The sequence below is a fragment of the Trinickia sp. EG282A genome (assembly GCF_040965455.1).
Taxonomy (GTDB): domain Bacteria; phylum Pseudomonadota; class Gammaproteobacteria; order Burkholderiales; family Burkholderiaceae; genus Trinickia; species Trinickia symbiotica.
Genome location: NZ_JBFRCC010000003.1, coordinates 206625 through 221105, shown reverse-complemented (window position 1 = coordinate 221105; position 14481 = coordinate 206625). Strand labels below are relative to the sequence as shown.

The following is a 14481-nucleotide window of genomic DNA, read 5'->3' as shown; positions in this document are numbered from 1 at the left end:
CCAAGCAATGAAGCGCTCCTTTGGAGGCGACAGGAGGGACATGAAAGGGAACGAGGGTGGTTCGTCTCTGGCGGAAAACATCGCGAACGTTGAAGTTAAGCTGTCGCGTACCGCCACGTGGAGTGGTCTTGAAACGAACGCGAGTTACGGCCCGGCAGACGCCGCGAAGGTTGACTACGAACGTGATCTCGGTGATCCGGGACAATATCCGTATACGCGTGGTGCGTATCCTCAGATGTACCGAAGCCGCATGTGGACCCTGCGCAATATTGTTGGCTTCGGGGCGCCGGAAGACACGCGCGGTGGAATCGAACGTGCGCTGCAAATGGGCACGGCGGGTATCAATATCGTTGTCGATACGCTCGGACAGGAGGCGATCGACGCTGACCACCCCGCGCTAACCAACGACGCCGGCCAGGAGGGCTGTTCGATCTCGTGCGTGCGAGACATGGAGGTGTTGCTGCAAGGTATCGACGTGACCCAGCAGGACGTTGCATGGCATAGCACCATGATGACTTATCCGCTGGTCGCGGCGCTGGCACAGAAGCAGGGGAAGGACATGACGAAGCTGCAAGGTTCGCACATGCCGGACCATCTGCAACTGAGACTTGCCGGTTGGAGCGAAAAAATCGTTCCCGCGGAGCTGGGCCACCGGACGACAGTGGACTGCATCGAGTACAGCGCCAAGAACAGTCCTCGCTGGGCTCTGGGGTGCCCACAGGCGTACGACATGCGCGAGCGAGGCCTCGGTGCAGCCGGCGAAATCGCCGTAGGCATGGCGATCGTCAACCAGACGCTTATGGACCTTGGCGCACGCGGCATGACAGCGGATCAGGTGTGCCCGAGTATGGCCTGGGTGTCGCCGTCGGACATCGACTTCTTTGAGGAAATAGCGAAGTTTCGCGCTTTACGACGGATTTGGGCACGCACCATGAAGGAACGTTTCGGAGCGAACGATCCCCGCGCGCAACGGCTACGGATCGCATGTCATACCTCCGGTCGCTCCCTGGTGTACCAGCAACCGCTCAACAATCTGTCCCGTGCCGCCGTGCAGACGCTGGCAGCACTGCTCGGTGGGGTGCAATCAGTCGAAACCTGTACCTACGATGAACCGGTCTGCATTCCCACTGAAGAAGCCCGGGAACTGGCTACGCGCACCCAACAAATTTTGGCGCACGAAATCGGGGCGGCGCGCGTCGCTGATCCGCTCGGCGGAAGCTATTACATCGAGAGCCTCACCAATCAAGTCGAAGCCGACGCGTTGGCGATGCTTGGAAAGATCGAGGATATCGGGTTGGTCAAGGCCATCGAAGATGGCTACATCGAAGGTTTGATGGATGAGTTCAACTACAACCAGAAGCAAGAACTCGACAGCAAAAAGCGGATACAGGTTGGGGTGAACGCATTTGTTCCGAAGGACGAGCCGCCTCCAAAGCGCTTTTCGTTCGACCAGCGGATGATGGCGAGCCATCTACAACGGTTCAAGGAAATGAAGGCGGCCCGCGACCAACCGCAGCTCGCGGAAAGAATCCAAACACTCTACCGCGTGGCGAAGCGCCGCGAGAATTCACACCAAGCCATGATTGACGCGTTGATCGCGGATGCTTCCATTGGCGAGGTTTGGGGTACGGTGCGTGTGGCGAATGGCCTGCCGTACGATCCCTTCAGGCTGATCGAATCACCTTTTACCTATACCGAGAGCTGAGTGAGATATGACCGGTGAAAGGAAAATTCGCTGCCTACTTGGAATGCTTGGCACGGACGTGCATACCAAGGGAATCCGCACGCTGGCGCAGCTGTTTCGAGACAATGGGATCGAGGTGGTGTACCTAGGTGAGCACAACACTGTCGATGGTATGGTGAACGCAGTGATCCAGGAAGACGTCGATCTCGTCGGCATCAGTTTCTCGATCGCTACCTATCTGCACTACGCAAAAGAGCTCATCGACGCAATGAACGCGCGTGGTGTCGGCAACGTGCCAGTCATGGTGGGTGGCCTCGTGCATCCGGATGACCACGAGCAGCTGCGGAAAATCGGCGTATCAGGAATATTTGGTCCCGGGTCCGCTACGTCGGAGATATTGGCCTTTGTTCGCAGCGCTTGCCTGCCACCTGTGCAATGAGTGAACTTGAACGGATGTCAGTTGCTCAACAGGTCGACGCCGTCCTGTCGGGGAATCTACGTGCCGTTGCACGGCTCATCACGAGAGCTGAAAACGGAGATCCATCTATCCGTGACGTCGTGAAGCAGCTTTACCGCCATGGAGGGCGAGCGCAACTGATTGGGATCACTGGTCCTCCAGGAGCAGGCAAGAGCACATTGCTAGATCAGCTCATTGCGACGTATCGACGACACGGAAAGCGAGTTGCAATCCTCGCCGTGGACCCGTCGAGTCCTTATTCGGGCGGTGCATTATTGGGCGATCGGGTCCGTATGAATCGTCACGATTCGGATCCGGCCGTCTTCATTCGAAGTATGGCGTCGCGCGGAGCGCTCGGTGGCCTCGCAATGGCGGCAGGCGACGCCCTGACTATCATGGACGCGATGGGCTGGGATGTCATCGTCGTGGAGACGGTGGGCATAGGCCAAAGCGAAATGGGCGTCATGCGCTACGCGTCATGCATCGTTCTTTTGCAAACTGCTTTGAGCGGTGACGAGACGCAGTTATCGAAGGCCGGCGTTCTCGAGATCGGGGATATCTTCGTTGTCAACAAGGCCGACGTTGCCGGAAGCCATCGAATGGTCAACGCACTTAGGGAGATGGTCCACTCGCGCAATGACCAGAACACTTTGAAAGGGTGGTATCCCGATGTCGTCGCAACCGAAGCTACCACCGGACGCGGAGTCGATGAGTTGTACGAAAAGATTCAGCGGCGCTTTGACTTCCTGAGCGCGCATCCCGCGGCCGCGCAGGAATTGTCTTTGACTCAATTAAGAGCTCGCGCGTTCGAGATTGCAAAGGACGTCATAGGTCGTCGCATCGAACGTGAACTAGACGAACATGGCGGCGATCCTCAGCTGCTGTTGGACGCATTGAATAGAGAGATCGATCCCTATGATCTCTCGGACCGATTGTTTAACAAAGCCTCGGCTTGATGCAATTCCTGCACGGACTGATGGGTTGCCACTGATGCGGTCTCCCGCAAGGCATTGCCGTTTGCGGGATAGAGCCGGCCCCAAGGCCGATAAGTCGTCTTGCAACATACGTGGCCCTGCTGGCCGCCGGCTACCGGCTTTGGCCGAAGATTTCGAGTACTCAATAGACAGGACGGAAAATGGACGTGGAACAGACCTGGCTTGCGCAAGAGCCACGATTCAAGGAAGGGGTGGCGATCGTTACCGGGGGAAGCGGCGGTATCGGCCGCGAAATCGCTCTGACGCTGGCGCGCGCGGGAAGCGACGTCGTCCTGACGTACGGGCGAAATAGAAAGGCGGCGGAAGAGGTTGCGGGACAGATAGCGGCCATGGGGCGAAAGGCGGAGGTCGCAGGGCTGGCGATTCAGGATGCGGCAGGCGTGTCCAGGTTCATCGATGATGTGACGTCGCGCCATGCATCTTTGCACTCCGTCGTCTACGCCTCGGGCCCCGGGTTGCACATGGAGTTGATTGGCGATATCGATCCGGTCAAATGGGCAAATATCATGGCCGTCGACGTCAACGGCTGCTTCAACCTTGTGCATGCCACGCTGCCGCACGTCCGCAAAGCTCGCGGCGCTTATGTTGCCATAATCACCGCAGCGGTTGAACGTGTGCCGGCCAGAGATATCCAATCCGCAGCACCGAAGGCCGCTATCGAAATGCTCATGCGCGGTGTAGCGAAGGAGGAGGGACGCAATGGCGTACGAGCCAACTGCGTTGGCCCCGGTTGGGTGGCCGCGGGCTTAGGGCAGCAGGTCATCGAACAGGAATTGACGCCCGAAGCGGTGGCGATGATCAAGAAGAGCATTCCGCTACGTGCCCTGGGCGAGGCCCGCGATATCGCGGACGCCGCGCTGTTCTTGCTCTCTTCGCGTGCGCGCTACATCACGGGTCAGTCGCTCGCTGTCGACGGCGGCATGCAAATCTGATCGAGACGGGAGCGGCCGCGACCGGTGAATCGCGGCGGCGCCCCGTTATTGACAACTGATCCCGCCGTCTACGACAAATTCAGCGCCCGTCGAAAAACGCGATTCGTCGCTGGCCAGAAGAAGCACGATATTCGCGACCTCGTCAGGTTCACCCCACCTCGCAGCGGGCGTCGCCGCGATAAAACGAGCGATGCTCGCTTCCGATTCTGGTGTGGGGGTGGTCATCGGCGTAGTGATCATACCGGGATGGACCGAATTGACCCTGATGTTATGCGGTGCGAGTTCGATAGCAGCTGATTTGCTCATGCCGCGCACGGCGAATTTCGACGCCGTGTACGGTAGAACGTGACTTGCGCCGAACAGACCCGCGACCGACGAAATGTTGATGATGGATCCTCCGCCGGCGCGCTTCATCGATGGAATGACGGACTTCATGCCAAGGAAGACGGAGACCTGATTGACGTCGATAACGCGTCGATAGTCGCGTTCTTCCATTTGTTCGATAGCGCCATAGGCCACAATGCCGGCATTGTTGACCAGCACAGAGACGGGGCCAAACGTTTCCTCTGTCGCACGGACAACCTGCTTCCATTCGTCTTCCTTCGTTACGTCCTGGTGAAGGTAGCGCGCGTTTTCTCCCAGCGAAGAGGCGGTCGCTTCTCCGATCGCGTCGAGCACGTCGGTCAGGACGACCTTTGCCCCTTCCTGAACCAATCGGCGTGCGTGAGCGGCGCCCATGCCCTGCGCCGCGCCCGTCACGATAGCAACTTTCCCACTCACTCGACCCATTTGAGTCTCCTTCAGATATATGCGTTGGCCAAGGGCGCGGCTTGGCGCTGCGCACGCCCCGGCGGCACTCCCGATATCCTCTTCAGCCCGTTCGGGCGGGAGTCCGTTGGTTCTTCACGCCGCCGTGCGTCGCTTTGCCAAATATTTGTTGAGTCCGTCGAAAATCGCATCGTAGACTGCTTCGACGGTGTTGCGCACCGCGTCCCCATTGCCTGGGTCGACAACGTCAAAGGTAGATGTAATCGTCATGCGGCACCGATCTTCCGACATAGGATCCACATGCCATGAGGCGAGGTAATTCCGCACCCCCAATAGGAACCCATCGCTAGCGTTGTAGTAGAGCCGGTGTGCCAAATGATCTTCATGAATCAGCGTCTCGCGATTCACGACAGGGAGGCCGGCACCATCGGCGTTCGATCGCTCGATTACCTTCGTACGTGGCACCTTGCCTTTCTCACCCTCGAGGTAGGCTCTGCCGGCCTTCATCCCTTCCTCGGCGACATCGTTGCCCCACCAATCCAGGTTTCCCCAGTCGGTGAGCAATTTCCAGAGTGGCTCCACGTTGCTTTCGATGATTCCCTCTCGCATGCCGGAGCCACGTTGCACCTTAGACATTTTGAAAAATCCTCCTCGCTGAGACCACTTCATACTGAGAGACAGCCGACGCGGGCATCGCACGGCCGCTTGTTGCCAATTTCGCTCGCGATCGCTCTGCTCGGAATCAAGTGCTGACGGCTTCAGGCGGAAGAGTCGGTCGAACCTTCCGCCTCGCAATCTTCCAACAACCACTGATTTTGAGATACTCGTCCTCGTACTTGATTTGATAGCGAGTTCGCTCGTCACTTTTGGACAGCACGTCAACGATGCTGAAGGCGGTCCCGCGAGCCGCATCGCGCTCGAGCGACCAAATGATGTGATTGCTCATCAGGTGCACCACATGCTGTGTCGTACTGACGATTTCTCGACCGTAGCGACGGATGGCCTCATGGCCTTCCAAGAGACCGGTGCCTAGCTCTGTCTCATCGAGGATCGCAGTTGGAGTGAAAACGTCTACCCAGCTATCGATATCAAAACAATCGATGAAATAGGCGTAACGGTGAGTCAATTCCTGGATAGCCAAGTGATCTTCTACGTTCATTGGAACCTCGGGGAGATGTTAACTAGCTCGAAGAGAAACCGCGTTATCCGGGAAACTGCAATGATTTCAAGTTCGCAGCGTGGCTATGGGCGGCCACCGTCAACGCGGATCAGCGCTCCTGTCGTGAAGCTCGCGTGTGCGGATGCAAGATACATGACGGTCGATACAATCTCTTCGGGTTCGCCGTACCGCTTGATTGCCGACTTGATGTTCTTCTCTTTGTCCGGCGACCACGACTTTGCAATGTCGGTTCGAAAGCTGCCCGGAAGTATCGCGTTGACGCGAACTTTCGGAGCATATTCGAACGCATGCGCGACGGTGATCGCATTCAGTGCGGCTTTGGCGCCCGCGTAAGGTGCATATTCGGGTTGTGGGCGGATCGAGCCGATGGAAGAGATGTTGATAATGCTTCCTCCGTCGCCTTGCACCATACGGCTCCCAACCAGTGCGGTCATTCGGAAGGGGCCCTTTAAATTGACACCGACTACCTTGTCGAACAGTGCCTCGGATGTTTCGAGCGAGCTGTCGGAGAGGGGGGACATTCCAGCGTTGTTGACCAAAACATCGACCTTGCCGAAGCGCTCGTAAGCGGCATTGACGAGCTGCTCGCAATCATCCCAATGACCCAGGTGCGCGCCGATGCCTAAAGCGCGCCGGCCTAATTCCGCTTCTATCTGCGCGGCCAGCCGCTCGCAGTTGTCTGCGTTACGGCTAGCGATAACGACGTCGGCGCCTTGTTCGGCGAACGACCGGACGATGGCTGCGCCCAGGCCGCGGCTACCGCCGGTGACCAGAGCAACCTTGCCGCCGAAATCGAAATATTGCTTCATGCTGGGCACCTATTCGGGAGCGGTAAGCGTTCTTCGCGCGAGAGCGGCGATAGCAGCCACGCGATCCTGGGTATGTACGATGCGTCGGTTCGCGTTCGTTCCCGCCGATGCACGCTTCAAGATGCCCTGGATCATCACGGCATATCTGAATTGAACGAAGCTCAGATAGAACTTCAGATTGGGTATAGCGCTGATACCGGAGCGACGACAGTAGCGCTCCAGATAGCTTTCCATACTGGGAATGCCGAGCTTACTCAGGTCGAGCCCGACTAGCGTCGTTGCGGTGCCTTCCACGTAGCCGGTCGGTTCCCACCAGGCACGTGTGTTATGTGCTAGGTCGACATAGGGATTCCCCAGTGTCGAGAGCTCCCAATCGAGCACCGACCGAACTTTGGCCTCCGTCGGGTGAATCATGGCGTTGTACAAGCCAAAGTCGCCGTGCAGGATGGCCGTCGGTTCATTGTTAGGAAGCCGATCGTGGAGTGCCTTCATCAACCAGTCGATATCGGGCACATCCTCGAGCTTGGATTCCTCGTAAATGGTGCACCAGCGCTTCAGATTGCGGGCGGTAAAGCCGCTCTCTCTGCCGAACGTCTCTAGGCCGAGCGCTCGATAGTCGAGCTGATGTAGGTTGGCGAGAAAGTCGTTCAACGAGTCATAGATGAGCGTTCGATGCGCTTTGTCTACGCCCGGCAGATCGGCGTTCCAGAATACTCGTCCCTCGACGAACTCGGTAACATAAAACGCTGAGCCGATGACACCTTCGTCCTCGCAATAGAGGGCGGGGCGGGGTACCGGAAATCCGATTTCCGACAGCGCTTTCGTGATTCGGTACTCGCGATCGATCGCATGAGCAGACTGCAGTAATGGGCCTGGCGGGCGCCGGCGCAAAACGTAGCTCTTGTCTCGTCCGCTCAGCTTATAAGTGGGGTTAGACTGTCCACCCTTGAACTTTTCGACGCGGAAGTCTTTTCCCAATCCTTCCAACTGCGGGGCGAGGAACGCCGCGAGCCTATCGACGTCCAGCGCAAGATGTTCGGGGGGCGCTTCTGTGCCGCTCAGCATTTCCTGACGATCATTCATGCGCGCATACCTCGTTCGCTTTCGGCGAGGCGTACTTCTTCAGTTCGTTGCGTGCAACAACTCGGTTGTGGACTTCGTCGGGCCCATCGCCGATACGCATGACCCTCAGGCGCGCGAAGGTGTACGCCAAGCCGAAATCGTCGCACATGCCCGCTGCGCCGTACGCTTGCTGGACGACGTCACACAAACTTTGAGCCAGTTCGGGAACGATCACCTTGATCTGCGAAATCTCGCTGCGGGCATTCTTGACGCCGACCGTATCCATCAGCCAAGCCGTCTTATATACGAGAAGCCTGCTCATTTCGATGTTAATGCGAGCGCGCGCAATGCGGTCTTGCCAGACGCCTTCGTCCGAAAGGCGCTTGCCGAATGCCACCCGCGAAGAAAGCCGCGTACATAACTTTTCGAGGAGCCGTTCCGAAACGCCGATGATCCGCATTGCGTGATGTATACGGCCTGGCCCCAGGCGGCCCTGCGCGATTTCGAAGCCTCTTCCTTCACCAAGTATGACGTTCTCGGCGGGCACACGGACATTCTCAAAGACGATCTCGCCGTGCCCGTGCGGGCGGTCGTAGTAGCCGAAGATCGGCAGCGGCCGGACGATCTTCACACCGGGCGCGTTGGGTTCCACCAAGACCTGCGTCTGTTGCTTATGGCGTGGAGCGTTCGGATCGCTTTTTCCCATCACGATCATGATTTTCATGCGCGGGTTGAAAGCGTTGGTGATCCACCACTTCCTGCCATTGATGACGTACGTATCCCCATCGCGCTCTATCCGGGTCTCGACATTGGTGGCGTCGGAAGACGCCACAGCCGGCTCGGTCATTGCAAAGCAGGATTTGATCTCACCGGCCAGCATGGGCTTCAGCCACTTTTCCTGCTGCTCAGGGCTGCCGAATAGCGACAGGACGTCCATATTGCCGCTGTCCGGAGCGTTGCAGTTGAACACTTCGGATGCCCAGTGGACTCGACCTAACGCCTCCGCAATCGGCGCATAGTCTACGTTGCTCAGGCTTGGCCCGTGGCGCGGGTCATGGATATGCATGTTCCATAGCCCGGCTTCTCGCGCCTTGTTCTGGAGTTCCAGCATGATGGGGGGAACTCGCCATGGATCGTCGCACTCATGCCCGAGCTGTTCCTCGTAGAGTTCCTCGTTCGGATAAACGTGCTCATCGAGAAACGTCTGTACTCGTGCGAGCCACTCTCGCCCGCGCGAACTAAAGCCGAAATCCATGTAGGGCCCCCCTTCGTCGACCTGTGCGGAATAGCGCGTTAAACGAATTCCACTCCAAGGGACTGAGTCGGAAGGTGAACCTGCGACTTCCCAGCCGGATAGAGATCAAAGACGCTCCGATCCACCTTCATGCCGCTGAATTGCTCAATGATCATCGGCCCGGTGCAACATTCGAGCATGCGCACGCTATGCTTTTGGAACTCGGGCTCCTTCCGCAGCCTCTCAAGGATTTCCTCGCTCTTCCACGCAGCGATGACCACCCATGTATTCGGATCGCGGGCCCATCCGTGGAATGCGAAATGAGCATGCTCCTCGTACCAAGGTTCTGCGAACGTGAACATGTCATTGAGTGCCGACAAAAACTCTTCACGGCGAGCCGGATCCACCGGGTAACGCGCCAAAAAGCAATTCGAATTATGAAACCAACCTTTCGCCATTTTTTGTCTCCGAGTATGAGGCATGCCAACTGCAGTGCCCCTAATTAAGAAACCAAGTATTTGTGCTCGGCCAAGGATCATTTGCGACCAATGAGCCGATCGATCTCGGCATGGTAGTGCCGGATACGGCACTCCGATTCCGATAGCACGTAGCCGTCAAACGCCATGGACTCGATACCTTTTTGAACTTCCGGCACTCGCACGGCGTCTTGCGCCAGCACAGAGCCGAAATCGGCAAGGGTTTGCGGAATGATCTTTGCCGGTCGCTCCGATCCATCCCAGCCCGGCGGCGACATGGCCTCGGGCCCGAATTGACCAGGGTCCATGACCATGTCCTGCGTTCCACCGACGGGCAGACATAGCGAGATCGCCCGGTAGTAACTTTTGCTCGGATCGCTCTCGTGCGGCGAAAAAATCTGGATCAGAAGCGCATCGCTGAATGCGTTGATGGTGATGTTAGGGAATACAAAATAATTCCAATCGTCGTTGATTTGCGCGTCGCTGAGATCGTCGAAATGCGAGTACCCGTGGCGCTTGGCCCACTTCCTCCGGACATCCACTAGCGCCTTATAGTACTCGTGGCCTTTCAGGTGGACGTAGTCGTCCGGGTTGCCGCCATAGAACTGCAGGAAGCCTTTGAGCGCATCCGTCACGGTTTCGCGGTCCTCGTTCCTGCTTGTCACGTATCCGACAGGAATGATCATCCGACTGTTCCCGTTGGCGTAAAGGTCGTACTGGCACTCGAGGGTCTCAGTGAAAGTCAGCAGCTGCGGATGGACGTCGTCGGCGTGATAGAACTCGATAAAAGCGTCGAGCGCTGTTTTCCAGTTCGCGTTCCAGCAGGTTTCGATGTCGCGGATTACACGGTACTTTTCGAAGGGGTAGGGCGCCAAGTGCTTCGGAATGTTATCCAAATGCTCCGCGAGCGACTTGCCGGAGGGAGCTACACTGATGAAAACGAGGCTGTTCCAGACGCCACAGCGGATAGGCTTCAGTCCCGGGCGATGCGCGACGGCTTCCTTGCGGAAGAGAAACTCGTCACGGATTTCGACATTCTTGCCATCGAGACCAAACTTCCACCCGTGAAAGTCGCATTGAAAGCAGCTTCCGCTACCGGCATTGCCGAAATCGGTATGAACGATACGGTTGCCGCGATGCGGGCACAGATTGAAATACGCGGCAATACCGTCATCGCCCTCCGCGTTGCGGACGACAATGAACGATTCCTTGCCGAGTTCGACCTTGAACCAGTCGCCGATGTTCGGGATGTCGTGCGCGAGCCCGGCGAACACCCAGCTCTTCGTCCACATATGCTCCCACTCGAGCGCCGCTTCCTCATGCGTGTAGTAACGGCGCGGGTCGATGCGAGCCTTACCGTTATCGACATAGGGCGCCTTTGCGGCGGGGCTGCCGGGTTCCGCGTCAGGATAAGCCACAAAGCCCGTTTTGTAGTCGTAATTCATTGTCCCCTTCTCCTCGCAAAAAGCAGTTACTGGCTGCCAAGTGATCTCACCTGCGCCATGAAGTTCATGTCCGAGTTCCTTCCTCAGCTACGAGTCCCGGAAAAGTGCGCAGGTAAGCGATAAACTCTTGACCCACGCCCTGATCCTGCAGGTGCTGTACAGCGATTGGCTGAGACGGAGAGTCGTACTCTGGATTACGCCGCACTTGTTCAGGGAAGTCGTGACGCAAGATGCCCGCGCGGCCGATCGTGACAAAATCGCAGCCGGCTTCGATCACGCTTGCCGCCAGAGCCGCGCTCATCACCTTGCCGGCGGCGCCGAGCCGCACGTTCCCACGCGGTAGTTCCGTGAAGTAACTCAACAACGTGCGCCCCTGGAATTCCTCCTCATGGGGTTGCTTCGTCACGTCCCACAATGACAGGTCCAGATAATCGATCTGCTCCTTCCGCATGATTTCCGTTGCGAGGTCCCGCACCTCGGCAAGGCGCATTCCGAAGCGCTCCGGCGATAGCCGAAGGCCAATCTGAAAATCGTCGCCGCACTGACTGCGGATCCCGTCGATGACTTCCAACATGAGCCGCGAGCGATTTTCGAAGCTTCCGCCGTAGCGGTCATCCCGCTGGTTGATAGTCGGAGACAGAAATTGCGCCAAGATGTAGCCGTGAGCGCCATGTATCTCGACCCCATCGAATCCTGCCGTTTCCGCACGGAGGGCGGCCGCGATGAAGTCATCCCGCAGCTGTTCGACTTCCTTCAAGTTCAGCGACCTGGCGCCGTTACGCGAGTTTTCCGAAGGGGAGACAGGGGTGCCAATCAGTTCGGGTGAAGCGCGATCGCCACCATGATAGAGCTGCACTGCTGAAAGGCTGCCGTGCGCGCGAACGGCGCTCGCGAGGCGGGAGAGTCCCTCAATGTGCAGATCCTCGAAAACACCGAGCTGCCCCGGATACCCTTGCCCAACCTGTTGGACAGGCGCAGCCGCGGTCATCACCAGTCCAAAACCCCCTTCGGCGCGCATCTCCAGCCAGCGGATCTCGTCGTCGGACAGGCGACCGTCAGGGAAGCTTTGCTGGTTCGTTAGCGGTGCAAGCATGAAGCGATTCTTCATGGCCGGGCCCCGCGTCAGTGCCAGGGGCTCAAAGAGTCCGGCATGCGACATCTGCATCTCCAGTTCGCGTCAGTCCGCTGCCTTGAGCGGTTTGCCCAGCGGTGATAGGCGGCGTCCGCATCGAGAACAATCGCACGTTGCCCAGATTGCGATCCCCGGCAGTCAGATCAAAACCCGGCACCGTCGAATCTCCGTTGGGCGGATGACCCTGCCCTGTCGCAGAAGACAACTCGATTGTCCATACGTGATACGGTAGCATACGATACGTAGACGTACAATGTGATTTTGGCCCGCGAGTTTCGCTGTATCAGTGCTGCTCACGCTCGGCTGTTCAGTCCTACCTTCTCATCGGGCGAAGCAGCCAGAGCGATAGGGGGGCCGCTGGTCTCCGGAGTGCCGATGGAGCAGCAATGCACAACTAGACCGGTCGCTCATCATGCTTGGGCCTTTACCAGGTCGCGCAGGACGAACTTTTGCACCTTGCCTGTGGCGGTGACCGGCATCGCGTCGAGGAAGCGCCACACCCGCGGTACCTTATGGCGTGCGATGCGGCCATCCAGAAATGCGCTGAGCGCGTCCGCATCGCAGTTGTGCCCTTGCTTGAGAACAACCGCGGCGGCTACCTGTTCGCCCCATCTTTCATCGGGCACGCCAAAGACGGCCGACTGCAGCACTGCCGGATGTTGTGCCAGCAAGTCCTCGATCTCGCGAGGGTAAATGTTTTCGCCGCCACGGATGATCATGTCCTTTAGACGGCCTGTTATTTGAACGTAGCCATTCGGGAGCAGGATGCCGACGTCGCCTGTATGCACCCAGCCATCCGCATCGATTGCCTCCCGCGTTTTTTCCGGCATACGAAAGTATTCCAGCATGCGACAGGGCGTCTTCACGCAGATCTCGCCCGGCTGCCCGACCGGCACTGCAGCACCGTCGAGCCCGATGATTTTCACTTCAGACATCGACAGGGGGGCGCCGACGCTCTGCGTCAACAGTTCAATGCCGTCGCCCCGGCGCGAAAGGCACATCGCGCCGCCGGCTTCGGTCTGGCCGAACACGACCATCGGTTCGCAGCCAAAGCGTTCATGTATCAAGCGGATCAATTCGGGGACGACGACGGTGCCGCCGGTGATCAACAGCTCCAGCTGCGAGAGGTCGGTCCGATCGAACTGCTCGCTTTCTATCGCGGCGAGAATCATCGTCGGCACAGCCATTGTCATTCGGACGCGGTAACGCTCGAGCGCATCGAGCATCGCTTCGGGATTAAACTCGGGCAAGAGTACCTGTGTTCCGAGGCTTGCCATGCAACCGAGCGTCATGGTCACACTTCCGCCGACATGGAACATTGGCATCACCGTGAGCCAGGCGGAGCCCTCGGCCATGCCCATGCGCGCTTGCGTAAACCGGGCGTTGTTCACGACACCCGCATGGCTGAGGACGGCGCCCTTTGGTTTTCCCGTTGTGCCAGAAGTGAAAATAATCAATGCAGGCGCTTCGGGCTGCACCGTCGGAAGCAATGGTGACGCGTCGGCTGCGCTCGCCACGAAACTCGACCAGGCGTCAAGATAGAACACCGATTCGAGTTTGGGGAGTTCTGGCCGTACTGCTTCCAGCACAGCGACGTTGTCCATCTTTCGGAATGCGCGCTCAAGAAAGATGCCGCGCACCTCGGCCTGCTCGAGGAGATACTTCAATTCTTGGCCGCGGCATGCCGGATTTAGTGTGACAAGAACGATGCCGGCCAGAGCAGCACCTAGGTGCAACATCAGCAAGTTGGAACTTGCGCCCGCCCAAGTGGCGACACGGTCGCCAGGGGCGAAGTGGACGAGGAGCGCGGCAGCTGCTCGTTCGGCCTCGGCCTGTAGTTCGCTATACGTCCAGCGCTGTTCCTCTCGCCCTTGCGTGGATGCCGGGACGATTAGAGCCGTTAGTTCAGGCCGCTGCCGGCTCGCAGTGCGCAGCAGGTCGCCGATCGACCAGGGCAGTAAATCCAGCTCGGGCTCGCCGATCATATGAGGGTGTCTCCGTATCTTGTTCGATGCGCCAGATTGCACTTGGTAATGTACAACAAGGTATGGTTGGATACAATAATTAAGTGTTGATTCGGCGGAACGATGCTGAGGGCATGACGTTTCATGTCGGATCCGTTCCGGGATTTGGGCTCGCCCTGCATGCGCTGCTCGGCGCAGCCATGTGGTCAGCTGTACTACCACCACCTATACATGGGGGCGTGCGGTTGCCGGGCGAAAAACGACCATCGCCTCGTGTGGTGCGCTCGCGCGAGTCGGGTTGAGATCGATTGACATGATCGTACTGAGTATATATGGTATTGTT

At 58.1% G+C, this 14481-nt stretch carries 14 protein-coding genes; 4 read left to right on the top strand and 10 right to left on the bottom strand.

Annotation, left to right across the window (positions count from 1 at the left end):
• The first annotated feature begins 7 nt into the window (after nt 1–7).
• From AB4Y31_RS15480 to AB4Y31_RS15465, 4 genes are all read left to right on the top strand, one after another.
• Entirely contained in the window at nt 8–1705 is a 1698-nt protein-coding gene (locus tag AB4Y31_RS15480) for a methylmalonyl-CoA mutase family protein (protein ID WP_368674665.1), read from the top strand.
• Nucleotides 1706–1712: 7 nt separating this feature from the next.
• Entirely contained in the window at nt 1713–2123 is a 411-nt protein-coding gene (locus AB4Y31_RS15475; protein WP_368674664.1) for a cobalamin B12-binding domain-containing protein, read from the top strand.
• Complete coding sequence (gene meaB / locus AB4Y31_RS15470; RefSeq protein ID WP_368674663.1) at nt 2120–3097, top strand: methylmalonyl Co-A mutase-associated GTPase MeaB; 978 nt, start codon at nt 2120–2122, stop codon at nt 3095–3097. The genes AB4Y31_RS15475 and meaB overlap by 4 nt, the downstream gene beginning before the upstream one ends.
• 230 nt (nt 3098–3327) lie before the next feature.
• Entirely contained in the window at nt 3328–4068 is a 741-nt protein-coding gene (locus tag AB4Y31_RS15465) for an SDR family NAD(P)-dependent oxidoreductase (RefSeq protein ID WP_368674662.1), read from the top strand.
• A 45-nt stretch (nt 4069–4113) separates the two neighbouring features.
• Here the strand turns inward: AB4Y31_RS15465 and AB4Y31_RS15460 are convergent, their stop codons facing one another.
• From AB4Y31_RS15460 to AB4Y31_RS15415, 10 genes are all read right to left on the bottom strand, one after another.
• Nucleotides 4114–4857, bottom strand: a complete 744-nt coding sequence (locus AB4Y31_RS15460; protein ID WP_368674661.1) for a glucose 1-dehydrogenase — start codon at nt 4855–4857, stop codon at nt 4114–4116.
• A 114-nt stretch (nt 4858–4971) separates the two neighbouring features.
• Nucleotides 4972–5472: an SRPBCC family protein gene (locus tag AB4Y31_RS15455; protein WP_368674660.1), complete on the bottom strand. Its 501-nt coding sequence runs from the start codon at nt 5470–5472 to the stop codon at nt 4972–4974.
• A 106-nt stretch (nt 5473–5578) separates the two neighbouring features.
• Entirely contained in the window at nt 5579–5995 is a 417-nt protein-coding gene (locus tag AB4Y31_RS15450) for a nuclear transport factor 2 family protein (protein ID WP_368674659.1), read from the bottom strand.
• Between the two features lie 83 nt (nt 5996–6078).
• Nucleotides 6079–6825: an SDR family NAD(P)-dependent oxidoreductase gene (locus AB4Y31_RS15445; protein WP_368674658.1), complete on the bottom strand. Its 747-nt coding sequence runs from the start codon at nt 6823–6825 to the stop codon at nt 6079–6081.
• Nucleotides 6826–6834: 9 nt separating this feature from the next.
• Entirely contained in the window at nt 6835–7908 is a 1074-nt protein-coding gene (locus AB4Y31_RS15440; RefSeq protein ID WP_368674657.1) for a phosphotransferase family protein, read from the bottom strand.
• A complete protein-coding gene (locus AB4Y31_RS15435; RefSeq protein ID WP_368674656.1) occupies nt 7901–9142 on the bottom strand; it encodes an acyl-CoA dehydrogenase family protein in 1242 nt (413 codons plus the stop codon). The genes AB4Y31_RS15440 and AB4Y31_RS15435 overlap by 8 nt, the downstream gene beginning before the upstream one ends.
• 38 nt (nt 9143–9180) lie before the next feature.
• A complete protein-coding gene (locus AB4Y31_RS15430; protein WP_368674655.1) occupies nt 9181–9579 on the bottom strand; it encodes a putative quinol monooxygenase in 399 nt (132 codons plus the stop codon).
• A gap of 77 nt (nt 9580–9656) precedes the next feature.
• A complete protein-coding gene (locus AB4Y31_RS15425; protein ID WP_018442691.1) occupies nt 9657–11042 on the bottom strand; it encodes an SRPBCC family protein in 1386 nt (461 codons plus the stop codon).
• Nucleotides 11043–11106: 64 nt separating this feature from the next.
• Entirely contained in the window at nt 11107–12201 is a 1095-nt protein-coding gene (locus AB4Y31_RS15420) for an NADH:flavin oxidoreductase (protein ID WP_368675302.1), read from the bottom strand.
• A gap of 383 nt (nt 12202–12584) precedes the next feature.
• Nucleotides 12585–14159 (bottom strand): class I adenylate-forming enzyme family protein, encoded by a 1575-nt coding sequence (locus AB4Y31_RS15415; RefSeq protein WP_368674654.1) that lies wholly within the window; start codon nt 14157–14159, stop codon nt 12585–12587.
• Nucleotides 14160–14481: the final 322 nt, after the last annotated feature.

What these genes read in the sequence shown, in the direction of transcription:
- AB4Y31_RS15455 (WP_368674660.1), bottom strand. Translation starts at nt 5,472, where the DNA reads ATGTCTAAGGTGCAACGTGGCTCCGGCATGCGAGAGGGAATCATCGAA.
- AB4Y31_RS15440 (WP_368674657.1), bottom strand. Translation starts at nt 7,908, where the DNA reads ATGAATGATCGTCAGGAAATGCTGAGCGGCACAGAAGCGCCCCCCGAA.
- AB4Y31_RS15425 (WP_018442691.1), bottom strand. Translation starts at nt 11,042, where the DNA reads ATGAATTACGACTACAAAACGGGCTTTGTGGCTTATCCTGACGCGGAA.
- AB4Y31_RS15450 (WP_368674659.1), bottom strand. Translation starts at nt 5,995, where the DNA reads ATGAACGTAGAAGATCACTTGGCTATCCAGGAATTGACTCACCGTTAC.
- AB4Y31_RS15435 (WP_368674656.1), bottom strand. Translation starts at nt 9,142, where the DNA reads ATGGATTTCGGCTTTAGTTCGCGCGGGCGAGAGTGGCTCGCACGAGTA.
- AB4Y31_RS15445 (WP_368674658.1), bottom strand. Translation starts at nt 6,825, where the DNA reads ATGAAGCAATATTTCGATTTCGGCGGCAAGGTTGCTCTGGTCACCGGC.
- AB4Y31_RS15480 (WP_368674665.1), top strand. Translation starts at nt 8, where the DNA reads ATGAAGCGCTCCTTTGGAGGCGACAGGAGGGACATGAAAGGGAACGAG.
- AB4Y31_RS15475 (WP_368674664.1), top strand. Translation starts at nt 1,713, where the DNA reads ATGACCGGTGAAAGGAAAATTCGCTGCCTACTTGGAATGCTTGGCACG.
- meaB (WP_368674663.1), top strand. Translation starts at nt 2,120, where the DNA reads ATGAGTGAACTTGAACGGATGTCAGTTGCTCAACAGGTCGACGCCGTC.
- AB4Y31_RS15420 (WP_368675302.1), bottom strand. Translation starts at nt 12,201, where the DNA reads ATGTCGCATGCCGGACTCTTTGAGCCCCTGGCACTGACGCGGGGCCCG.
- AB4Y31_RS15415 (WP_368674654.1), bottom strand. Translation starts at nt 14,159, where the DNA reads ATGATCGGCGAGCCCGAGCTGGATTTACTGCCCTGGTCGATCGGCGAC.
- AB4Y31_RS15430 (WP_368674655.1), bottom strand. Translation starts at nt 9,579, where the DNA reads ATGGCGAAAGGTTGGTTTCATAATTCGAATTGCTTTTTGGCGCGTTAC.
- AB4Y31_RS15460 (WP_368674661.1), bottom strand. Translation starts at nt 4,857, where the DNA reads ATGGGTCGAGTGAGTGGGAAAGTTGCTATCGTGACGGGCGCGGCGCAG.